Annotated in this window: 21 protein-coding genes; 9 read left to right on the top strand and 12 right to left on the bottom strand. The window is 46.8% G+C overall.

Translation table 11 applies throughout. The features are described 5' to 3' along the window. Positions 1-245: 245 nt before the first annotated feature. The 5 genes from Q0117_RS02225 to Q0117_RS02205 all read left to right on the top strand — a co-directional run bounded on the left by Q0117_RS02225 (position 246) and on the right by Q0117_RS02205 (position 4,393). Entirely contained in the window at positions 246-989 is a 744-nt protein-coding gene (locus tag Q0117_RS02225) for an amino acid ABC transporter substrate-binding protein (RefSeq protein WP_297921923.1), read from the top strand. A gap of 93 nt (positions 990-1,082) precedes the next feature. Beyond that, positions 1,083-1,832, top strand: coding sequence for an amino acid ABC transporter substrate-binding protein (locus Q0117_RS02220; protein WP_297921920.1), 750 nt, complete (start codon positions 1,083-1,085; stop codon positions 1,830-1,832). After that, positions 1,829-2,497 carry an amino acid ABC transporter permease gene (locus Q0117_RS02215; protein WP_005871287.1) on the top strand — a complete coding sequence of 223 codons (669 nt, stop codon included), beginning with the start codon at positions 1,829-1,831 and terminating at the stop codon, positions 2,495-2,497. Before Q0117_RS02220 ends, Q0117_RS02215 begins: the two co-directional genes overlap by 4 nt. Beyond that, entirely contained in the window at positions 2,497-3,231 is a 735-nt protein-coding gene (locus Q0117_RS02210) for an amino acid ABC transporter ATP-binding protein (RefSeq protein ID WP_297921918.1), read from the top strand. Before Q0117_RS02215 ends, Q0117_RS02210 begins: the two co-directional genes overlap by 1 nt. Before the next feature lie 25 nt (positions 3,232-3,256). After that, positions 3,257-4,393 (top strand): PLP-dependent aspartate aminotransferase family protein, encoded by a 1,137-nt coding sequence (locus Q0117_RS02205; RefSeq protein WP_297921914.1) that lies wholly within the window; start codon positions 3,257-3,259, stop codon positions 4,391-4,393. Positions 4,394-4,749: 356 nt separating this feature from the next. Here the strand turns inward: Q0117_RS02205 and Q0117_RS02200 are convergent, their stop codons facing one another. The 4 genes from Q0117_RS02200 to polA all read right to left on the bottom strand — a co-directional run bounded on the left by Q0117_RS02200 (position 4,750) and on the right by polA (position 10,132). Then, the gene (locus Q0117_RS02200) at positions 4,750-5,739 is read right to left on the bottom strand and encodes a DNA adenine methylase (RefSeq protein ID WP_297921911.1); all 990 of its coding nucleotides are present in this window, start codon (positions 5,737-5,739) and stop codon (positions 4,750-4,752) included. Continuing rightward, a complete protein-coding gene (locus Q0117_RS02195) occupies positions 5,736-6,428 on the bottom strand; it encodes a restriction endonuclease (protein WP_297921908.1) in 693 nt (230 codons plus the stop codon). Before Q0117_RS02195 ends, Q0117_RS02200 begins: the two co-directional genes overlap by 4 nt. After that, entirely contained in the window at positions 6,428-7,219 is a 792-nt protein-coding gene (locus tag Q0117_RS02190; protein WP_297921906.1) for a DNA methyltransferase, read from the bottom strand. Before Q0117_RS02190 ends, Q0117_RS02195 begins: the two co-directional genes overlap by 1 nt. A 96-nt stretch (positions 7,220-7,315) precedes the next feature. Next, the gene (gene polA / locus Q0117_RS02185) at positions 7,316-10,132 is read right to left on the bottom strand and encodes a DNA polymerase I (protein ID WP_297921903.1); all 2,817 of its coding nucleotides are present in this window, start codon (positions 10,130-10,132) and stop codon (positions 7,316-7,318) included. Positions 10,133-10,277: 145 nt separating this feature from the next. Here polA and Q0117_RS02180 point away from each other — a divergent pair, with 145 nt between their 5' ends. The 3 genes from Q0117_RS02180 to Q0117_RS02170 are packed head-to-tail and all read left to right on the top strand — an operon-like array spanning position 10,278 to position 12,117. After that, entirely contained in the window at positions 10,278-10,622 is a 345-nt protein-coding gene (locus Q0117_RS02180) for a hypothetical protein (protein WP_005871273.1), read from the top strand. Positions 10,623-10,639: 17 nt separating this feature from the next. Further along, on the top strand, positions 10,640-11,815 hold the full coding sequence (locus Q0117_RS02175) for a peptidase M50 (RefSeq protein ID WP_297921900.1): 1,176 nt from the start codon (positions 10,640-10,642) through the stop codon (positions 11,813-11,815). After that, positions 11,812-12,117 carry a metal-sulfur cluster assembly factor gene (locus tag Q0117_RS02170; RefSeq protein WP_297921897.1) on the top strand — a complete coding sequence of 102 codons (306 nt, stop codon included), beginning with the start codon at positions 11,812-11,814 and terminating at the stop codon, positions 12,115-12,117. The genes Q0117_RS02175 and Q0117_RS02170 overlap by 4 nt, the downstream gene beginning before the upstream one ends. 877 nt (positions 12,118-12,994) lie before the next feature. On the opposite strand, the gene Q0117_RS02165 is transcribed toward Q0117_RS02170, so the two are convergent. The 7 genes from Q0117_RS02165 to Q0117_RS02135 form a co-directional block, all read right to left on the bottom strand. After that, positions 12,995-14,437 carry a Ppx/GppA phosphatase family protein gene (locus Q0117_RS02165; RefSeq protein ID WP_297921894.1) on the bottom strand — a complete coding sequence of 481 codons (1,443 nt, stop codon included), beginning with the start codon at positions 14,435-14,437 and terminating at the stop codon, positions 12,995-12,997. Beyond that, positions 14,438-14,683 (bottom strand): YfhL family 4Fe-4S dicluster ferredoxin, encoded by a 246-nt coding sequence (locus tag Q0117_RS02160; RefSeq protein ID WP_297917141.1) that lies wholly within the window; start codon positions 14,681-14,683, stop codon positions 14,438-14,440. It lies immediately after the preceding gene. 49 nt (positions 14,684-14,732) lie between these two features. Continuing rightward, positions 14,733-15,980: a HAMP domain-containing sensor histidine kinase gene (locus tag Q0117_RS02155; RefSeq protein WP_297921891.1), complete on the bottom strand. Its 1,248-nt coding sequence runs from the start codon at positions 15,978-15,980 to the stop codon at positions 14,733-14,735. A 38-nt stretch (positions 15,981-16,018) separates the two neighbouring features. Then, positions 16,019-16,690, bottom strand: a complete 672-nt coding sequence (gene hsrA / locus Q0117_RS02150; protein WP_005871260.1) for a homeostatic response regulator transcription factor HsrA — start codon at positions 16,688-16,690, stop codon at positions 16,019-16,021. A gap of 76 nt (positions 16,691-16,766) precedes the next feature. Further along, positions 16,767-17,084, bottom strand: a complete 318-nt coding sequence (locus Q0117_RS02145) for a dihydroneopterin aldolase (RefSeq protein ID WP_297921888.1) — start codon at positions 17,082-17,084, stop codon at positions 16,767-16,769. Then, positions 17,081-17,824: a glycerol-3-phosphate 1-O-acyltransferase PlsY gene (gene plsY / locus Q0117_RS02140; RefSeq protein ID WP_297921885.1), complete on the bottom strand. Its 744-nt coding sequence runs from the start codon at positions 17,822-17,824 to the stop codon at positions 17,081-17,083. The genes Q0117_RS02145 and plsY overlap by 4 nt, the downstream gene beginning before the upstream one ends. Before the next feature lie 12 nt (positions 17,825-17,836). Next, positions 17,837-20,128: a DUF87 domain-containing protein gene (locus Q0117_RS02135; RefSeq protein ID WP_297921882.1), complete on the bottom strand. Its 2,292-nt coding sequence runs from the start codon at positions 20,126-20,128 to the stop codon at positions 17,837-17,839. 94 nt (positions 20,129-20,222) lie between these two features. Between Q0117_RS02135 and Q0117_RS02130 the strand changes: the two genes are divergently transcribed. Beyond that, positions 20,223-21,146: a methylenetetrahydrofolate reductase gene (locus Q0117_RS02130; protein ID WP_297921879.1), complete on the top strand. Its 924-nt coding sequence runs from the start codon at positions 20,223-20,225 to the stop codon at positions 21,144-21,146. 944 nt (positions 21,147-22,090) lie between these two features. On the opposite strand, the gene Q0117_RS02125 is transcribed toward Q0117_RS02130, so the two are convergent. Then, a partial coding sequence (locus Q0117_RS02125; RefSeq protein ID WP_297921876.1) for a 3-oxoacyl-[acyl-carrier-protein] synthase III C-terminal domain-containing protein occupies positions 22,091-22,284 on the bottom strand: 194 nt, incomplete at its 5' end.

The raw sequence follows: 22,284 nt of genomic DNA, 5'->3' as shown, positions 1-22,284 counted from the left end.
AAATTTTATTTCGTATCGCAGGCTAAATTTAACCTGCGATACTTTTACCTAATAAACTTGAAATTTTATAAATCACCTCTGTCAAAATTTTAAAAATATATGACGCTAAAGTTTTGTCATGCAGGCGAAATTTTGTATCACGTCTTACTAAAATTTAGAATTTTTAATAAAAATTATATATTCCGCACGATATAATCGCGCATCTGCTCGCAGCGCGAGCGATAGCTAAATTTCAAGGAGATGTAATGAAAATATTTAAAGCCCTGCTCGCAACAGCGCTGATCACCGCTACCATAAGCGCTAAGACGCTCAAAGAGGGCACGCTCGTAATAGCCACGGAGGGGACTTACTCACCGTATTCTTTCTATGACGAGAAAAATAATCTTACCGGCTTTGATGTCGATATCGCTCGCGCACTGGCAAAAGAGCTAGGGCTAAAGGCGGAATTTTTAACCGCGCCGTGGGATGCGATGCTCGCGGCATTTGACGCAGGCAAAGCGGACATAGCGATGAATCAAGTAAGCATCACGCAGGAGCGCAAGAAAAAATATAATTTTAGCGAGCCTTATACCGTGGCTTATGCTGCACTAGTAGTGCGAGCTGATAACGAGGAGATTAAGAGTTTTGCGGATCTTAAAGGCAAAAAAAGCGTCCACTCCGCTACCAGTAACTGGGCAGACATGGCGCGTAGCTATGGCGCTGAGATCGTCACAGCAGACGGATTTAGCAAGGGTGTGGAGCTTATCATAGCTCGTCGCGTAGACGCTACGATCAACGATAACATCACATTTTTCGACTATATGAAGCAGCGCCCGAACGCCCCGCTAAAGATCGCAGCTCAAGGCAATGAGCCGATCTATTCCGCCGTGCTGCTTAAAAAGGACGACGAGCTGACGGCGCAGATAAATTCCGCGCTAAAATCGCTAAAGCAAAAAGGCGTGCTGAAAGAAATTTCACTTAAATATTTTGGCAAAGACATTACGGAATAAATTCTACGACCGCTTAGTTGAAGCGTGGAATTTTAAACTTAGCTGAGCGGAATTTTGCATTTTAAATTTCGCTCATAAAATTTTGGAGGAATTATGAAAAATTTAATAAAAACTTTGCTTGCGTGCGCGCTTTTAATATGCGGCGCGAACTCTAAAACACTACGCGAAGGTACGCTTAAAGTAGCTACGGAAGGCACCTTTTCGCCATTTTCGTATTATAACGACAAAAATGAGCTCGTAGGATACGACGTAGATGTCGCGCGCGCAGTCGCCGAAAAACTTGGTCTAAAAATAGAATTTCTAACCGCGCCTTGGGATGCGATGCTTGCGGCATTTGATGCAGGCAAGGCAGACGCTGTGTTTAATCAAGTAAGCATTACTGATGAGCGCAAGAAAAAATATGAGTATTCTGTGCCCTACACCGTCGTTTACGGAGCTATTATCGTGCATAAAGATAACAACGACATTAAAAGCTTCGAGGATTTAAAAGGCAAGAAAAATGCAGACTCCGCTACCAGCAACTGGGCGCAAGTCGCTAAAAAATACGGCGCGCAAAACGTAACTGTAGATAGTTTCGCCAAAAGTATGGAGTTGCTGATCGCTCGCCGCGTAGATACCGTCGTGCGCGATAATACCGTATTTTACGACTTTTTAAAGCAGCGCCCGAACGCTCCGATTAAAATCGCCGCAAAGCTAAAAGACGCCGATTATAGCGCTGCGATCGTGCAGAAGGGCAATAAAGAGCTCGCAGATCAAATCAGCAAAGCCTTAAACGAACTCAAAGCCGAAGGCAAGCTAAAAGAAATTTCGCTTAAATATTTCGGCAAAGATGTGAGTGAATGAACGAAACAAGCAGAATTCTAGAGCTTGTTAGCAGCTCGCTAGAGCCGATGGCGCTAGCCCTGCTGCAAGTTACGATCCCGCTTACGATAATCTCATTTCTGCTCGGGCTCGTGCTTGCGGTGCTGACGGCGGTCGCACGCATCGCAAATTTTAAAATTTTAAAGCAGCTAAGCGAAATTTATATTTGGATTTTTCGCGGCACTCCGCTTTTGGTGCAGCTTTTTATCGTCTATTTCGGACTTCCAATCGTTGGGATCACGCTTGATGTTTGGGCTGCTGCGATCATTACCTTTAGCCTCAATATCGGCGCTTACGCTTCAGAGGCGGTGCGAGCTGCGATCCTATCAGTGCCAAAGGGGCAATGGGAGGCGGCTACCTCTTTAGGCATGAGCTACGCTCAAATTCTGCGCCGCATTATCGCTCCGCAAGCAGCGCGCATATCGCTGCCGCCGCTATCAAATATATTTATCTCTACGCTTAAAGACACTTCGCTCGTAGCCTCGATTACGATGGTCGATATGTTTATGGTCGCTCAACGTATTGCTGCGCGGGCATTCGATCCGCTCACGTTATACGTGCTGGCGGCGCTATTTTATCTAGCAGTCTGCACCCTTCTTACGTTCTTACAATCCAAGCTAGAGCGACGATTTTCAAGGTTCGTGTGATGATAAAATTTACGAACTTAACTAAGCGCTTTGGCGATCACGTCGTGCTAAATGGGCTAAGCTTAGAATTTCGCGACGGGCAAACGACAGTGATCTTAGGAAGCTCCGGCTCCGGCAAATCCACGATGCTGCGCTGCATAAATCTGCTCGAAATTCCAAGCGGCGGCGAGCTACAGCTAGGCGAATTTAAGATAAATTTCGACGCTCCGCATAAAACAAGCGAGTATCATCCATTCCGCGCGCATACGGGCATGGTTTTTCAAAGCTTCAATCTCTTTCCGCACCTCAACGTCTTGCAAAACGTCATCGAAGCACCCGTACACGTGCTAAAGCAGCCACGCGAGCTTGCCGAGGCAAATGCAATGGCGCTGCTAAAAAAGGTCGGCATGGCGGATAAAGCTGGCGCGTATCCGGCTCGCCTCTCCGGCGGTCAGAGCCAGCGCGTGGCGATCGCGCGGGCGCTTGCGATGCAGCCTGAGTTTTTGCTGCTGGATGAGCCTACGAGCGCGCTTGATCCCGAGCTTGAGGCGCAGGTGCTAAAGACTATCGCCGAGCTTTCCGCAGAGGATCGCTCGCTCATCATCGTCACGCACAATATGGGCTTTGCGCGCAAGATCGCAGATAGAATTTTATTCTTAGACGGCGGAGTTATCGCATTTGACGGCGACGCAGAGGAATTCTTCGGTAGCAGCGACGAGCGCATAGCTAAATTTATCGGAGCGATGAGCTTTTAAATCCATTAAATTTCAAGGAGAAAAGATGAAAGTAGATACCCTAATCGTAAAGGGCATAGAGGCCAAGTCCAACCCCCACAACGCGGTGATTCCGCCGATATATCTAGCCAGCACCTTCGTGCAAGAAAGCCTGGATGATTTCGGCAAATACGCCTACTCGCGCGGCGCAAATCCTACGCGCAACGCCTTCGAGGAACTTTTCGCAAAATTTGAAGGTAGCAAATACGCCTTCGCGCTAGCCTCGGGTATGGCGGCTACGAGCGCTGCATTCGCGCTGCTTAAAAGCGGCGATCGCGTGCTGTTAAACAACAACGTCTACGGCGGCACCTATCGCTACGTAAGCGGGATTTTTAAAAATCAAGGGATCAATTACGACTTGGTGGATGATCTAAATTTGATCACCGAAATTCCAAGCGACGTCAAAATGGTCTTCATCGAGACGCCATCAAATCCGCTTTTGCGCGTAACCGATATTGAGCGCATCAGCGAGCTCGCGCATAAAAACGGCGCGCTTGTGGTTATGGATAATACCTTTTTGACCCCATATTATCAGCGCCCGCTAGAGCACGGCGCAGACGTCGTGGTTTATAGCGCGACCAAATACATAGGCGGGCATGCCGATCTGATCGCCGGCATCGTTACGACGAATGACGACGAGCTTGCCGCAAGAATTCAGTTTATGAAAAACACTCTGGGCGCTACGCTCTCGCCTACCGACGCGTATTCGCTAATACGCGGACTTAAAACGCTAAGCGTGCGCTTCGACCGTCAGAGCGAAAATACACTAAAGATAATAGAATTTTTACGCGGCAATCCTGCGGTAGAGGCAGTAAATTTTGCAGGCTCGCATTCGGCTAACGAAAAAGAGATACAAGATCGCCAAGCTAGCGGTATCGGAGCGGTCATCTCGCTGGTGCTTAAGCCGCAATACGACTATAAAACCTTTGCGCGCAGCCTTGAGCTATTTGATCTAGCCGTGAGCCTAGGCGGCGTAGAGAGCCTGATCTGCCACCCCGCGTCGATGACGCACGAGAGCTATCCGCGCGAGCTGCAAGAGCGCATCGGCATCAGTCAAAATTTGCTGCGCCTAGCCATAGGCATCGAAAACGCGGACGATCTCATAGCGGACCTTGCCGCCGCGCTAGAAAAATCTAAAAAATAGGCGGCGCATAATTTACGTAAACTTGAAAAATTTGCGCTAGCGCGAGCTTGATATTCTTTGTCTAGAATTTTACTCGGTAAGGATTTTTTGGATTTATAAGCCCAAAACCGTAAGCTTGTAATTTTAAAATTTCGATTTTGAGCTTGCGGCAAGTAAAATTCTAGGCTTTTCACCTATCGTGAATGGAAATTATAATTTATAAAGCTCGCTAAATTTTTATAAAAACATAAAAATTTTTTAACTTTGCCTAGTCTTTAAAATTTTAGAGTAAGTAAAATTTCATACAAATTCCCCTTGGAGGCAGAATTCTACTATTAAAATTTACCGAACTTATAAAACCCTGTCGTCCTAAAATTTTAAAATTTCTCTAAAATGTGCAGATATTCTAGAGTAGAGTTTGCCTTATGATTGCGGTTTTGCTCCTTATCGGCACGAAACCTTTGGTACTGCCTCTTTACTAAATCATATCTGCCATATCTGCTTAAAATTTCTCGAATCTGCACATCGCTCATAAGACCTTCATTGTTGTAGCTTAAAAAAATATATTTAAAATTTGCTTTTTTGATCAAATCCTCAAATACCATAATCGCCGTTCGCTTTTTGCACCAAAGTGATTTTTGATACTCTCTTAGTCCCGTTTTACCGCGCGGCGTAAAGTCATCGTATAGCGTAATCGTATTTAGCAAATGGTAATTTGCTCCGTATTCGCGATGATTATACGGCGGGTCAAGATATAAAATATCACCAGAAATTTTCTCGATTAGTTTATTTGCATCTGCCATATACACTTCATTTTGCCGCAATGGTGGCGTAAATTTTGCCAAACTAAAATTTAGAGGTTTTATGGCCGTTTTTTTAAAAATTTTTAAAAATGCACCGTAAACGGACGCCGTATTCGCCACCATATCGGCGCTTTCAAGCAAGCTCGCAATCATAGCGAAATACTCATTTGAGTCAGGCTTAAGCTCTGAAATTCCTTGTCTAATTGCATCGATTCTGCATGCGTTTTCATCACTAAAATATTGTCGTCCATTGCCGCCGCCAGGTGCATAAAATTCAAAAATTTTACCTTTTTTAGGTGCTAAATTAGCGTATTTATTCACTAAATTTTCTAAGTTGTTTTCGTCTAAGTTATTTTTTATATAGTGGTTATTTAAAGCGTAGCTATAAGGCTCTATATCGTTTGCGATTAACTTTTTAACACAATTTTTAAAATATGCACCGACTACGCCCGTACCTGCGAACATATCGCAAAACGTTAAATTCGATAAATCGCCACCCACGACCGAGCTTATACTCTCATCCAAAAAACCGAGCAATGAAAATTTTGAGCCAATATAGTTCATTGCTCATCTTGATATAGCTTGGCAAAAATAAACTCACTAGTATGCCTGGCTGCTTCATCTGCGATTTTTCTCACACACTCTTTACGATATGCCACTGGATCATACTGATAACAGCCTACACAACCTAGATCATCCGTATAATCTTCACTTCCCGCATAAAAGTCATAAGGATTACCAAGCAAATTTTTAGCCCTCCAACGTTTATTTGTTTCTCTACACTTTTTACAAATTTGACGCTTTATATCATTTGCAGCTTTACAAAGTGGCTGAAAATCATCTAATCTTTGCGTAGCGGTATCGCTTACTCGCCAATCGTTTTTTCTGCCGTCTTTGTGGTCTATCTCTATTTTTGTATTTTCGCTAGTGCCATTTATACCTAGCATCACGCAATTTCTTGTCTTGTAAAAATTCTTTATATCTTGCCTAATATTTTGATTAAAATTTTGGGCTAAATTTAGCCCATTTAATCTAATAGCATCAATTGAGTTACCTCTTGTTTGACTTTTATCAAATTCAACGATATAATTTTTAGCTAATGTTGAATTCGCCCTACACCAGCTACCGCCATTTCCAAGCTGCAATTCTTTATAAATTCCTATGAACTCGCCTACGCTCACCCATCTAGAAACACCATTTTTATTTGGCCTTGCAAGTTCTAAGAAAAGCTCTGTTTTAGTAGTTTTACTCATCAAAACTCCTTTTTAAAAATCAAAATATACTCATGCTTAAAAATATAATAGTCATTTTTTAATGCACGATACCGCCAAATTCCGCCCGCTCCGAGTTTTCCGCGATTACCCTCGATATTTTTTACGATTACGCCTTTTAGTCTAGTTTTAAAATTTCTTTTTATCATATCAAGGCATAAAAACGATAGCGGTACAACCTCGCTATTTTTGTAAATATCGCCAATAACAACGGCAAAGTATCTATCTTTAGCTAGAAAATTTAAAGAATTTTCGCAACTTTTCCTAAATCCAATCAAAAACTCATCTATGCTTTTGCAGTTTGATAAGTCCACCGAATTTTGGGTAAATCTGACAATATCATGATACGGCGGATGAAAAATCGCGAATGCTACTTGCTTTTGCCCTAAGAAATCAAGCGAATTTTGTATGCAGATTTTAGCTGAGGTATTGGTATTGTCGCATAAATTTAAAGCAAAAAAATCTTGCGAACTACCGCCCATTTTAGCCTTTACATAGTTTAAAATTTGCTCATTTATATCAAGTCCGATGAATTTTCGTCCTAACTTTTCGCATTCAAAAAGACTTGTTCCACTACCGCAAAACGGATCCAGAACCGTTTCGCCTTTTTTAGTATAACGAGAAATCAACTGATACGCTACTTGCGGCACGAAATTTCCATGATAGATATTTTCGTGTTTTCCGCTTTTTTCGCGGCTTTGGATTAGCCACAAATCATCCGTCCACACATCGCTTTCGTGCCAGTTTGATAAATCAATATCGTTAAATTTCATCTTTTACCTTAAATTTTTCACAATATACCTAAATCGCGCTGAAATTTTTACTAATCATCCAGGGCAAAATTTCTCTGCGTTTTAAATTTAGCGGAGTTACTTCAGCTCGCCCCAGCGCTTGGCGATATTTAGGCTCGTCTTAAGCGGCACGTTCAGGCTCGCCGCGCTTTGCATTATCTCCTGCGCACGCTCGCCGAAGCTCTGCGCCAAATCATCCCGCACCTCGAAGATCAGCTCATCGTGGATCTGCAATATCAGCCGTGCCTCGCCATTTAGCAGCGGCGAAATCTCAACCATCGCCTTTTTGATGATGTCGGCGGCGGAGCCTTGAAATTTCGTATTCACCGCCTCGCGCTCGTAGCTTGCATAGACCATATTGTTGCGCGCATTTGCGAAGTCGAAGTAGCGCCTGCGCCCAAAAAGCGTGCTTACGTAGCCGTCCGCTTTCGCGTCCGATTTTATGCTTTGCAAAAAATCCTTGATCGTAGAAAACGCCGCGAAATAGCGCTCGATATAGCCCTTCGCCTCGGCGCGCGCGATGCCCAGGCTGTCGCTTAGCTTGCCCGCGCCCATGCCGTAGATGAGGCCGAAATTTATACTCTTTGCGATTGTGCGGTGCGCGGGCTGCGCGTCGCCGAAGATACTGATCGCCGTGCGCGCGTGAATGTCCTCATCCGCCCTAAACGCCGCCAAAAGCGCAGGATCGCGCGAAAAGTGCGCGAGCAGGCGCAGCTCGATCTGCGAGTAATCAAGCGAGATCAGCGAGTAGCCCTCGTCTGCTAGGAAGCAGTCCCGTACGTCCTTCGCAAACGTGCCGCGCGCAGGAATATTTTGCAGGTTCGGATTTTTGCTCGCTAGCCGCCCGGTAGCCGTGCCGGTCTGCAAGAAATTCGATCTGACGCGGTTTTGCGGATCGACTAAGGCAAGCTGCAGCAGCGGCTCGCAGTAGGTGCTTTGCAGCTTAAACAGCTCGCGGTAGTCTAAAATTTTACCCACCGCGGGATGCAGCGCCGTAAGATCCTTTAGCACGCTTTCGTCGGTGCTATAGCCCGTCTTGGTGCGCTTCGCCGCAGGAAGTCCTAGCCGCTCGAAAAGCACGGCGCCGAGCTGAGCGGGAGAGTTGATGTTAAACTGCTCGCCGCAAAGCTCGTAAATTTCATCGGTGAGCGCCCGTAGGGACTTTTCGTTGCGCCCGATTAGGCTCTTTATCATCTCCGCGTCGATCTTGATGCCGCATCTTTGCATCTGCCAAAGCACCCTCACGAATGGAAACTCAAGCTCCTGCGCGAGCTTAAAAAGCGCAGGCTCAAGTAGCTGCTTGAGCTTAAAATACAACCTCAGCGTCACCCACGCATCCTCGCTCGCATAGATCGTAGCGGCGTCCAGCTCCACGGAGGCGAAGGTTTCGCCCTTTTTAACGACATCTCCGAAATGCACGGTCTCATACCCAAGATACCGCGGCGAGATAGAGTCCATCCCCACGGCGTTTGCGGGATCGAGCAGCCACGCTAGCACCATCGTATCGGCAAAGTGCGCAGGCGGCTCAATATTAAAATTATTTTTTGCGATCTCAAAATCGTATTTTAAATTTTGCCCCACGACATATCCGCGAAACAGCGAGCCGATCGCGGCCTTTGCGGCGTCCAAAGAAACTTGAGCCGGAGCGCCCAAATAGCTATGCGCGAGCGGGACGTAGTAGGCGCGCTCCTCGTTAAACGCAAACGAAAAGCCCACTATTTTGGCGTTCTTGCTATCGACGCTAGTGGTTTCCGTATCGAAGCTCACCAAGGTCTCTGCGTCGATACTCTCGCATAGCCTCGCAAGCTCCGCGGCATCGGTAATGCAAATAGGCTCAAATGGCGTTTTAAAAGCGCTCTCGCAGCTTTGCCCGCTGCAAGCGGAGCCGCTAGGGATGGAATTTTGCCCGTCTAGCCCCCCTACGGCAGCGTCCAAGATAGAGCCGCCGCAAGACGACTCTGCGCCGAAGCCCTTCCCGCCCGCGCCCAAAACGGAGCTTTTTGCGCCCGCACTTTTGCCCTCGCTCCAAAGATCAAGTCCATTCTGCTCCTGCAGGCTTAACGCAGACAGCAATCTGTTTAGCGCGTAATCTTTTAAAATTTCGCGGATTTTAAAAAGCGGATTTTGCTGCGGAAATTTCGCGTCCTCTAAAGGCGGGATTTCCAGCTCGTCGTAAAGAGTAGCCAGGCGCTTGCTTATGTAGGCGCTCTGTCTCCCCTCTATCAGATACTCGCGCTGTTTGTTTTGCGGCAGGCGGTCTAAATTTGAATAGATCCCATCAAGCGAGCCCCACTCGTCCAAAAGCTTCTTTGCTCCCTTGTCGCCGATGCCCCGCACGCCCGGGATATTATCGGCGCTGTCGCCGCAGATCGCTAAAAAATCCACGATCTGCTCGGGATAGACGCCGTAGCGCTGCAAGCACTCCTCTCTGCCGTAAAGCATCTTTTTGCCGTGGCTGTAAATTTTAACGTTTTCGCCGATGAGCTGATACAGGTCCTTGTCGGAGGTAACGATGTTGATTTTATGCGTGGCGCCGTGCTTTTTAACGACGCTTGCGATAAGATCGTCCGCTTCGTAGCCTTCGCGTCCGAGCGAGTAAAGCCCCATCTTTTCGATCATCTCGATGCAAACCGGCAGCTGCTGCAAAAGTGCGGGCGGCGGGGCTTGGCGGTTGGTTTTGTAGTTCGGATCGATATCCGAGCGGAAGGTCTTGCCCTTGCTATCCAGAGCGAAAATTATATAATCGCTCTTAAATTCCTTCGAAAGATTTGCGATGAAGCTCGCAAATCCGCTCACCATGCCGCTGGGTTTGCCGTCTTTGGTCTTAAGCCCGCTCATAGCGTAGTAGAGCCTGAAAAAAAAGCCGAACGTATCAATGATCGTGATGGTCTGCATAATGGTCCTCGGATTTAGAATTTTAACGCGTAGTGTATTAAAATTCGGCTAAATTTACAAATTCCGAATAGGACTTGACCTGCCTCATTTCAAAATTTTAAAATTTGCTATATAATCGCGCGAAATTTTAAAAAAAGGATCAAGTATGGATTTTTTCACAGACTGGCAGGAGTTCGACGCGGCGGGCGCTACAGTGAAATTTTACAAAAAATCGCAAGGCGGCGTGGAATACATCGGCTTTGATTCGCGCAAATGCGTCCCGCCCGAGCCGATGGTAAATGCGCTGGTGGCGCTAAATTTCGTAAAAGACGAAACCAAAAAGGTCGTCATGGTCAATCATAAATTCCCGATGGGGCTGATCCCAAAGATCGAGTCTAAATTTGACATTGCACGCGAGGATCTGGACGGCGACGCGGTCAAGCTCACCATCAGCCTAAAGCCCGGCGCGGTCAATGAGGGCTTCGATACCGACGCGAAGTGCCACGGCTAAAGGGCTTTAAAATTTAGATGAATATCACGACCTTTTCGCCGCCGTTTCGCATCGTAGGCGGCTATTTCATCTGCGGCTTTATCTTTTTGCTGCTAAGCGCGGCGAGCTTTTTAAGGGCCGATTTCGGCGCGATTCAGGCGCCGCAGACGGCGAGCTTTTTTCACGTATTTTTGCTGGGTTTCGTAATCAGCATAATCATCGGAGCGCTCTATCAGCTTACTTCGGTCATTATCCAAAAGGAATTTTTCACCGTCAAATTTGCGTTTTTAAATCTCCTCGCCTACGGCGCGGGCGTGGCGCTGCTAAGCGCGGGATTGCTGCTTTCAAGCATCCCTTTGATGCACGCAGGCGGCGCCGTTTTGCTGCTTAGTATATTTTATTTTACGATCTGCTACGCACTAAGCTTCATCGGCACGCCCAAATGGAGCTTCCCCGCCGTTGCGCTTGCGATCTCGGCTGCGTTTTTAGCCGTAGGGATCAGCCTTGGCTTTGCGCTCGTGCTAGCGCTTAGCGGCGTGGAGGTTTTCGGAGTATATTTTTCAGAAATTTTATCCTATCACATATACTTCGTGCTGGGCTTTGTATTTTTCGTCATCGTGGGCGCTGCGTGCGTGCTGCTGCCGATGTTTAGCCTGGCGCACGATCTAAGCTTCGCGCTGGCAAAAGCTTCGCTGGCGCTGTATCTGCTCGCGGGGCCGTTTTTGCTAAAAGACTTTGGAATTTTCATCGCATTTGCTGCGGTTGCGAGCTTTGCGGCTCAGGCGATCTATATCCTAGCCAGGCGCGTGCGAAAAGCGATCGATTATTGGAATTTAAACGTCTATATCTCGCTAGCGGCCTTGGGATTTAGCGCGACATTTTGGCTCGCAGGTCGCGCGGATGCGGCGGCGTTTTGGCTGCTATACGGCTTTTTGTTCGCCTTCATCGTCGCGCACCTTTATAAAATCGCACCCTTTCTCATCTGGTACCACTACGTCTCGCCCTTCGTCGGCAAGCGCAAAATCCCTATGCTAGATGATATGATAATCAAAAAGATCGCCTACGCAGCCTGCGTGCCAAACATCTTAGCGCTTGCGTGCGCGGGCTTTGGAGCGCTAACGTCTGCGGTGATCTTGCAAGCGGCAAGCATAATTTTGGTGCTAATCAACATCGTAAATATCTTTAACTACATCAAATTCGGAGAGGAAAAATGAAAGTAACGAAGGAGCAAATTTACGACGCGCTTCGCGCCGTGGTGGACCCTGAGGTGGGCTTTGACGTCGTGTCGCTGGGGCTCATCTACGACGTAGCGGTAGATGAGGCGAACAACGCCAAAGTCACGATGACGCTATCGACTCAGTCGTGCCCTCTGCATGAAATGATGGTGGAATGGGTACGCGCGGGTGCCGAGAGCGTGGATGGCGTCGGCGAGGTGGAGATTGATCTCGTCTTTGAGCCGATGTGGAATATCGATATGGCGGAGGATCACGTCAAAGAAGCTCTGGGGCGATTTTAGGGCTCGCGCAAAGGATATTTGCGGATTGCTCAGGACGCCGCACTCGTCGTCGGGCGCTTCTGCATATCGCCTCGGTCATTGCACGGATTGTCGGGGCTCTTTTCTGCGGATCGATTCCCGAAGTACTACGCAGGTAGATAGGCAGGGCACTTTCTATAGATCCCAGGGACGCTGCGCGTATCGCTATGACGCTGCGCAAATTACCGGAGTGCTGCACGAAATTCCAGTACGCTGCGCAGATAGCCGAATATCTTCGCTCCGGCGCGATTTCTCGTCGCCGTTTTAAATTTGAGCGATTTAAAATTTAACTCAATTAAATTTTGCTACGCCGTTTGATTATCGCTTGGTTATAAATTTGCACGATATAAAATTTAGCCGCACAACCGCGATTTGGCAAGCGTCATCAAACGATTTGTCGCTTGCAAGATACCGCGCACGGCGCAAATGTTTTAAATTTCGCCGCACCGCCCGTGTATCTCCTGCGCCAAGTTCACTTGCCTACTTTCCCGTCTGTTTAGCCACCTTACAATCCGCTTGCCCGTCCGCAAAATACAGCCGCACGATGCGAATCGTAATTTAAATTTTGCCGCAAGAGTCGCAGATAGCACCGCGAGGTCTTGCAAACCGCACAACGAAATTTTAAAAACCATGGAATTTAACCGCTATGTGTATGAGCGTAGCTAGAAAATCTGCGGCGGGCGTTAAAATTTCACCGAAAGATAAAAACCCGAACCCGCTCGTTGCAAGTATTCCGCATATCGCTCTAATTTATCCCCGCACGTTTGATTAAAATTTTCGCAAAGAGGCGCAACGCGGCTAAATAAAATTTAAAGCAGCTCTGCAAATACGGGGCAAGTAGTTAAATTTAAGACTAAATTTAGACGAAATTTACGGCGAAAATCGCAGGTTTTGAGAGCTTTTTAAGGCTTCCTTTAAGCATTATCAAATTATCGGCGCCGGAGATTTTAAGAGTGGAGTTTTCAAAGCTAAATTCTAAATTTTTTAGCGCATTTTCGCTTAGGAGGCGTGCAAGCTCCAAAATATAGCTGAGCCACGCAAGCTTGGCGGCATCGGGCAAAATCGCGCTCAAAGGCGCGAACGTAGCGCCCAGCTCGCGCTTGCCGTGCATCGAGATGATCGCGGCTATGAGCGCCTTTTCTTTGTGCGTCGTGCGGTAGTTCAGCCCGCCGAGCACCATATCCGCGCTGGTTTCGTGCTTGGCATAAAAGCCGATCGCCCGCCCGATCTCGCAAAGCGACGCCGCGGTCTGTAGAATTTTAATATATTTTTCGCCCAAGCCGTGCAGCGGCGATAGCGCGCAAAACAGCGCCTTTGCGAACTTCGGAGCCTCGCTGGGCTCGGAAGCGAAGCGATCTTTAAGGCTTCTTAGGCTCGGATTAAAGTCTCTAGGCAGGTTTGCGCCGCGCAGAATCGAGCTTAAAAACGCCCCTTCTCGCACTCCCACGCCGCTGGTGATGATCTTTTTCGCCCCTAGGCGCCTTACGATCTTATCAAAGATGATGGCGCCCTCTCTTATCGTGTCGTAGCGGTCCTTTTTGATCGGGAATTTCGCCAGATCAAGCGTCTTTGCGCTCATCAGCTTGGCAAAAAACGGCGCGTATTTTTCATAATCGTAGCTGAAATTATGCACGATCTTTAGCGGATGGTTTTGCAGGCTCATCACGGCGCCGGAGAGCGCTCGCGCAGAGCCGCCCATTACGATTAAATTTTGCGTACGAAACTCGGCGCCGAGCTGCGAGATCGCGCTGTTTATGTATTTCTCCAGCCCCTTCGTGTCGCCGCGGTCGAAAAACAGCTCCTTTAGCCGCACCGTGCCTAAATTTAGAGAAATTTTATTTTCTATCCTGCCGTTTTTTATGTAAGCAAGTTCGGTCGAGCCGCCGCCGATGTCCAGCGTAACGCCCTCGGAAAAGTCGCTAAGCAAATTCTGCGCCGCATAAGCGCCCAAATACGCCTCCGTCTGCCCGTCTATCTTGCGGATCGTAATGCCCGTTTGCTTGCGGACGAGATTTATAAACTCTGTACCGTTCGGCGCATCGCGAAGTGCGGATGTACCGATGCAAAGTACGCGCTTGGCCTTGTAATTGCATACGAGGGTTTTAAATTTTTTAAATGCGAGTAGGCATTTTTGCATCGCTTCGGAAGTTAAAATTCCGCCGTTTTCGTAAGCGCCTTCGCCTAGTCGGATCTTGATCTTGTGCTCGGCCAAAATGAAAAATCCGAGCCTACTAGTGCGCTCGAAAATCACGGCTCTGGCGGAATTTGAGCCCAGATCTATGACGGCGACGCGCTTGGGCATTTAAATTTCCATATGGACGTGTTTGTATTTCAGCTCGTCCGCCGTCTCGATATTATCGGGATCGGTGATGATACACTCGACGGGACAAACCACGATGCAAGCGGGCTCAGAGTAGTCCTCGACGCATTCGCAGCATCGATCGGCATCTATGATGTATATCGGCTCATCCTCGAAAATCGCTTCATTAGGGCATTCCTCGCGGCACGCGTCGCAACTGATGCATTCTTTTGTAATCAACAATGACATATAATTTTACCTTACGAAAAAATTTATGGCGTTTATACCATAAAAAGCTTCATTTTGTTTTAAAATAGCGGAATTTCGGGCTATTTCTTAAATTTTTTAGCGGAAGCTTGAAAATCGCGACAATTAGCGAGCGCCCTTTGTCGTTTTTAAGATCTACTTGCGCGCCCATCGCTTGAGCAGCATTTTTGGCTAAAAATAGCCCGAGTCCGGCTCCCGGTTTGCCGCCGTAGCGCTTAAAAGGGGCGAAATAATCTATCTCTTCGTTAAGCGGCTCGCCTTTGTTTGCGACCCGCACTATGAAATTTCCGTCCGAAATTTCGCTCTCGATCAGCACCTTTTCGCCGTCCGGAGAAAATTTTATGGCGTTTTGGATAAAATTTTGAATCACGTGCATAAAGAGGCTTTTCTGCACCAAAATTTCAAGCTGTTCAGGCTTAAGATCCATCGTCAAGTCCTTGCCTGCCGTACGCGCTAAAATTTTAAAGCCCACGCATAGCTCCCGTAGATACGCGATCATATCGGTCTGCTCTGGCGCCTCAAACTGCGCCCCCTCCTGCCGACCTATCTCCAGGATGGAGCTGATCATCTTATTCATACTATCGATCGAGTCGTTATTGTTTTTAAGCGCCTCGATATATTTCTCGCTCTCGCGCGGCTTGATGAGGGTAACTTCGTTTTTGGTTTTCATCACCGCTAGCGGAGTTTTAAGCTCGTGCGCGATACCGATAAAAAGCTCTTTTTGATACAAAATGAAAGTCTCGATACGCTCAAGTAGGCGGTTTATGCTGTTTGAAAGCGGGCTAAATTCGCTTGGAATTTCCGCTGCGTCGATCGGCTTTAGAAATTTTTCATCCACCGAAGCGAGCCTTTGGCTGATCAGCTTAATCGGCATTAGTAGCATGCGCGAAAGAAACATCGCGTAAAACACCACCAAAAATATCATCGTCAAATTTACCAAAATGATGTCGATGAGTATTTGATTTACGATGTTTGCATAGACGCTCACGTCTGCTTTGATGCTTAAAATTTTATCCTTGTCGTAGGGATAGTGCAGCTGTAAATAGCTCCTACCATCCTCGGAGCTTTCGATAAATTTAGGTTTATTGATACTTTCGTTTTCGATGATTTTGCTTTCGTATTCACCGGATGCGTCTTGTAAAAAAGATGAAATTTTCTCAGGCGGCACGGAGACCTCTACGATTTTTTGTGCTCTTTGGATTAAATTTTGAACGGGAGTTTCGAAGATAGTAATTCTCATATAATTATAGAGCATTACCGAAAAAATGACAATTAGCATCAACGAAGCGGATGCTAATTGTATTACAAAGCGGACTCTTAGGCTTTTTGTGGAAAGCAAAATCTATATCCGCGTCTGCGAACGGTCTCGATCGTAGAGATATTTAGAGGCTTATCCATTTTCTGGCGGATTTGATTGATCGCGACTTCGATGACGTTTGGCGTAACGAGCTCAGGCTCCTCCCAGATGGCATCTAATAGCTGCTCTTTACTGACGATCTGATCGCTATGGCGCGCCAAGTGAGTTAGCACCTCAAACGGCTTGCCCTTAAGCTCGATCTCTTGACCTAGATATGTGATCTTTTCCTCATCCGGATCGATGATGAGATCGTCGATTTTGATGATATTTGAGCCGCCAAAGCGAAGTCTAGCCTCGAGGCGTGCTACTAAAACATCAAAGTCGAAAGGTTTTTTGATAAAATCGTCCGCGCCAGCGCGAAGCGCTTTGATCTCGCTTTCTTTATCGTCTTTTGCAGATAGCACGACGACGGAGGTGCGCGCGGATTTTTGCTTAACCAATGCGATGAGATCGATGCCGTTGCCGTCAGCTAGCATCCAATCGGTTAGCACCAAATCATAATTTCTAATGCCGATATAATACTCTGCGTCCTTAAAACTCTCGGAAGTATCCGTCTGATAGCCGAACTCCATCAAGCCCTCCGCTATCGTCTTGTTTAAAGTCACCTCGTCCTCGACTATTAAAATTCTCATTTAATTTCCTTGCCTTAAAATTTTGCGGCGATTTTAACATATTTTAAGCAAAATTTCAAGATTTTTTAAAGAAATTTTAAAATTTTATCTCTATTTCTGCGCCGACGCTCGCGTCTTGTAAAATTTCGGGCTTTAAAATTTTCATATAAAAATAATCCATCGATCGAAATTTTGAGTGAAACTCCTGCGCGAAGTATTTTAGCGCGTCCTCTACGAGGCGAAATTTTTTATCGCGGAACTCCGCTTTGATATATTCGCAAACCCGCGCATAGTCGATAAATTCCTCCGCTCCGAGCTTCGCCCACACCCACACGCGCTGCTCGCGCTTGCGCTCAAAATCTAGCGTCCCGATTATCGCGCCAAATTCCAGCTTTTCGATTAAAATTTTAATCATACTACGCGCTTTTCCTCGCCCTTAAGTAGCCTGGCGATATTCGGCGCGTGTTTATAAAATACGATGAAAACTATCAGAAAGATCGGCGCATGAGTGTTGATCGCTGGCATCTGCGGATGGATCACGTAGCTTGCGATAACTAGCGCGAGCGCCGCTGCAAGCGATGCTACGGATGAAATTTTAACCGTCTTGCCGACTACAAACCAAACTGCAAGCGCGATGATAAGCTCGATAGGGATGAAGCAAGCAAGCACTCCGGCTCCCGTAGCAATGCCCTTGCCGCCGTTAAATTTCAGATACGGGCTGAAGCAATGCCCAAGTACTGCAAAGACAGCCATGCTCCATAGCACGTTTTCATCAAAGCCTAAAGCCCGCGCGATCAGTATCGGCAGGACGCCCTTTAGCGCGTCGCAGGCAACCGTGAGGATCGCGAGCTTTTTTGCTTTTTGCGGATCGCGAGTTTTTAAGACGCGAAGGACGTTGGTAGCGCCTATGGAGCCACTACCCTCTCTTTTGATATCCACGCCGCCTAGGTATCTACCGATCAGCAGCCCAAAGGGGATCGCAGCGATCAGATACGCAGCAAAGTAGCACCAAAAATTCGGCGCCGTAAATGTCCTATATAAAATTCCAAGAATTCCGCTTCCTAGAATTCCATGCTCATCTCCTAGAAAATATTTTGAGCTAGGATCGCAGAGAGCGGCGTATATGATATTTAAAATTTCACTAAGTTTATCCATAAAATTCTCCCTTTAACTCTTCCAAAGTAGCGAAATTTTCTCGTCGTAGATGTCGGTTTTCTTCGGCGAAATTTCTTTCGTTTCGAGTTTAATATTTTTTAGATCCAGGCTCTGTTTTAGCGCGTCCACTTCAGCTTCAAATTTCTGCGTAAGCACCTCCAGCTCCTCTTGCAGCGCGCTTAGGCTATTTTCGGCGTTTTTGGCTTCGCTTCGTTCATTTAAAATTTTATGCGCGCTCTTTGCGCCGCTGATCGCTTTGGAAATGTTGCCGGCGTTGCGCGAGCGGCCTAAAAACGCGCCCAAGATCGCTCCACCTATGTTTAGCGCCGCATCCACCCCGCGACTTAGCACATCACCCTTTTCCTTCTCGTATTTTTCGCTAGCGCGCGAAATTTTATCCTCAAGGCGCGCCTTTTCCTTTTCAAATTTAGCTGTGATCTCGTCGGTTTTGGCTTCTAAAATTTCGTTCGCTTTATCGCCTAGGCGCACGAAAAACTCCTCCCTACTCTCGCCCGGTTTTGAGAGCAGATCAAGCGCGCTAAAAAGTTCTAACTTTTCGTTGCGGTATAGCCACTCCTTAAAGCTTTTAAGCTGAGCATTTAAATTTTTTGCGCCCGCGATGAAGCTAGGGAGCGCGCCGTAGAGCGAGCCTGCCTGCTCCTGTCCGCTTAAATTTGCAACTTCTCGCGTGCTGGCCTCGCCCCAATCTATTTCGCTTACGTCCGAAAGCGAAAGCAAAAAGGAGCGCTGCTGCGTAAAATCGACTCCCTTGTCGCAAAATCGTATCTTTGCGCTTGCATAAAGATACGGGCTTAGCTCAAGGCTCGCGCCGTAGCTGTAAAGCTGTGAAATTTCAGCAGAAACTACGGGTTTGGCGGCGCCGGCGGATTTGACGCCTTGCGCGGCGCCCGACACGGACGAAATTTCAGCCTTTTTGTCTTTCATTAAATTTGAAATTTGCTCGTTGCTTAAAGGACCCTTTAGATAGCTTAGCGCAAAGCGCGTCTCGATCACTCGCAGCACGTCCTCGTTGATGTTTTTTACCAAAAAATTTCGCTTTTTAAGGTTTGAAATTTTCTCCATCAGCACGCTTTTATCGATAGGATTTGAGCCGATGCCGCTTAAGCCGCTGATGACGCGCTCCTTATCCTGCGCAGTCTGCAAGCGCCCGATAAACCACGTACCGATGTTGCTAAGCCCCTTATAATCGAGATCGACCGGGTTTTGCGTCGATAGAACGCAACCAAGACCGAAAGCGCGAGCCTGCTTTAGCAGCGTAAGCATCGGGGTTTTGCTCGGCGGATTGCCGTTTGGCGGAAAAAAGCCGTAAATTTCATCCATATAAAGTACTGCGCGTAGCGAGCTAGTGCCGCTGGTGGTGCGCATCCATTTGATCATCTCGCCCAAAAGTAGCGTGACGAAAAACATCCTCTCATCGTCGTTTAGATGCGCGATGGAAAATATATTCGCTCTCGCCCTGCCGTTTTCATCAAAGAGCATCTTAGCGATATTTAGCCGCTCGCCCTCGCACCAAAGCTTAAAGCTCGGGCTTGCGATGAGCGCGTTAATCTTCATCGCAAGCGCCATTCGCTTATCGCTCGGAAAAAAGGTATTAACGTCGAAAACGCCGATTTTATCGAATGGCGGGTTGCCGATCTGCGCGATGAGATCCACTACGCTCACCCCCTCGCCCCTACCGAAATGATAAGACAAAATTTGGCTGATTAGTAAAAATTCCGGCGAGCTGAGATTATCGCTGCCGATCCCTGCGAGGCTTAGCACGCTAGTGGCGATACCGCCGATATAGTTATTCAAATCCTCTTCGTTTAAGCCTTTCGGCGCTTCAAAGTCGCTTAGTAGGCTGATCCCAAGCCCTGCGCTTGATTTGGGCGTATAAATTCTAAAATCGGCGCTGTTTTTCAAAAGCTGTACTCGCGCCAGATCTTGATATGAGCCCTCGATCCCTTCGCGCCAAGTATTTGCGGTCTGCTCGGCGTACTCGCGCACGCTAAGACCTTTGTTTTGCGCCTCGGTCTCGTCGATATAGGGCTCAAAATCCTCAGCCCTCATCTGCGGAAAGGTAAGAGCTAAATTTGTCAGATCGCCTTTCGGATCGATGATGATGGATGGGATATTATCGATCGCGGCTTCCTCTAGCAGCGTGATGCCAAGTCCCGTTTTACCGCTGCCGGTCATTCCGATGATAAGCGCGTGGGTCGTCAGATCCTTGTTTTTATACAAAAACGGCTCGCTGTTTTCGAGCCCCAGATAAAAAAGCTTTAAATTTTCTTGAAGCGTTTTCATTGCGTTCCTTAAATTTGCAATTTGTGCGGCATTATATCATTTAAATTTTTAAATTTAAATTTGCTAAAATGTGCGAAAAATCAAGGAATGGCAAGTGTTAAAAGAAAAAATTAGAAACGGAAAAAGCGGAATTTTGCTCTATGGCATCGTTCCGCCTAAAATCACGTCCTCTCAAGACGAGCTCGAGCGCCTGGGTACGGCGTGGTCACAACGCCTAGGCGAATGCGAATGTGACGGCATCGTCATCTACGATCTACAAGACGAAAGCGCGCGCACGAAAGATGAGCGGACCTTCCCTTTTGTGCATACGATCGATCCTGCGCGCTATTACACGCAGTATCTACACACCGATAAAGAAGCGATCATCTATCGCGCGGTAGGCAAATACGACGAGGCAGAATTTTGCGAGATTCTAAGGCATGCCGCAAGCGGGCTGGGTGTTTTCGTGGGGGCGAGCTCTAAAAACGAAGAATGCAAACTGCATCTAAGCCGCGCCTATGAGCTCAAGCGACTCGTGGCGCCGCATCTTTGCCTAGGCGGCATCTGCATTCCTGAACGCCATGAAAAGAGCCACGACGAGCACCTAAAAATCGCGGAGAAGACTGCGGACGGGTGCGAATTTTTTATCACTCAGGCGGTTTATAATGTGCAAAATGCCAAAGATTTCATCGACGATTACGCCGCTTTGGAGTGCAAAAAGGTGCCGATAATCTTTACTTTCACGCCGTGCGGCAGCCTAAAGACGCTTGAGTTTATGAAATGGCTTGGCATCTCGGTGCCAGATTTTCTGCAGCAGCGACTGCAAAGCAGCGTCGATATCTTGCAAAGTTCAACAGCACTGTGCGCAGAGATGTTTGATTTCATCTATAAATACGCCCTCGCAAAAGGGGTGAGCGTGGGCGCAAACGTCGAGAGTGTCAGCACCCGCCGCGTCGAAATCGAAGCCTCGCTCGGCTTACTAAAAGAGATCAGAAAAATTATCCTTAAGCACGAGAATTTGGGATTTTACGTTATTTAAAATTTTAAACTGGGCACACGAACAACACTCTAGATAGTCCAAATTAACGGAGGAATTTTAAATAATTTTAGATCGATTTCTGAAAAATAAATCGAAATTTTATCCGAATGGAATTTGAACTTAAAATTTATAAAAAATTGCCCCAATAATATGCTTTAATAACTGTCATCCATAACTGCAAGATGATATTTCGTGCTAAAATTTTTCAATGCTTGCAATGGCATTGAGCTAGACCTACCATCAAAACCTATAAACCGCTGTAGCTTTCGCGCTAAAACTAAACGCATTGACCGCTTCAGTCTGCAGCTATAGCGTGGCTGCGCCCTCTGGCTCGCTGCTATCTATATAGAGATAATATATTGATAACGAGAGATACCTGGAGGCTTTATACCCTATAGATATTTAGAGATACGACGCCTCTTCGCTCATGGCATAGCGTCCTTTATTTTTCCATTCGTAGTATTTGATTTAAATTTATCAGCGTTTATGCTAAATTTCAAATCTAAGGCAATTTGATACTTGCTGTTGTGAGCGTTTTGGTATTTGAATTTTATTCTACAGCCTATGTGTAGGTCGCTCAAAAGATCCACATACACCGCTGTAAAAATACTTGCCGAGCTTTGCAGCTAATTAAAAGCCGTTAATGCAGAATCGGCTGAAATTAACGCCCATTTAAGCTATCGCATATTTGATTTCTTTTATATTCTAAAAGCCCGCCGCCAAAAAGCAGCAGACCTAAGACTAACGTCGTTTTACTATCTCACGCAGAAGCCGATATGTTAACTGCGCAAGATTATAATATGCTTTCAATCGCAAACGCTTCATTTTAAAATTTTGAAACCTAACTCGGAATAAATATAAATTTGAAATTAGTTTTGTAAATAAGCTTGGAATTTTAACTCTTAAATATGGCGAAATTCAAAGATAATAAAATTTAAAAAGCGCTAGTTTGTGCTATTACCGCCAAATTTCAAAAGCGCGCTGCCCCACGTAAAGCCGCCACCGAACGCATCCAAAAGCATAAGCGAGCCGTTTTTGAGCCTGCCGCTCTCGTAAGCGTCATTTATTGCCATCGGGATCGACGCCGAGCTCGTGTTGCCGTACTTGCCGATCGTAAGCACGCACTGCTCGTCGCTAA

Source organism: uncultured Campylobacter sp. (assembly GCF_937997535.1).
Classification (GTDB): Bacteria; Campylobacterota; Campylobacteria; order Campylobacterales; family Campylobacteraceae; genus Campylobacter_B.
Note: the sequence above shows the minus strand (reverse complement) of the source record. Positions and strands in the feature narration are given on the sequence as shown.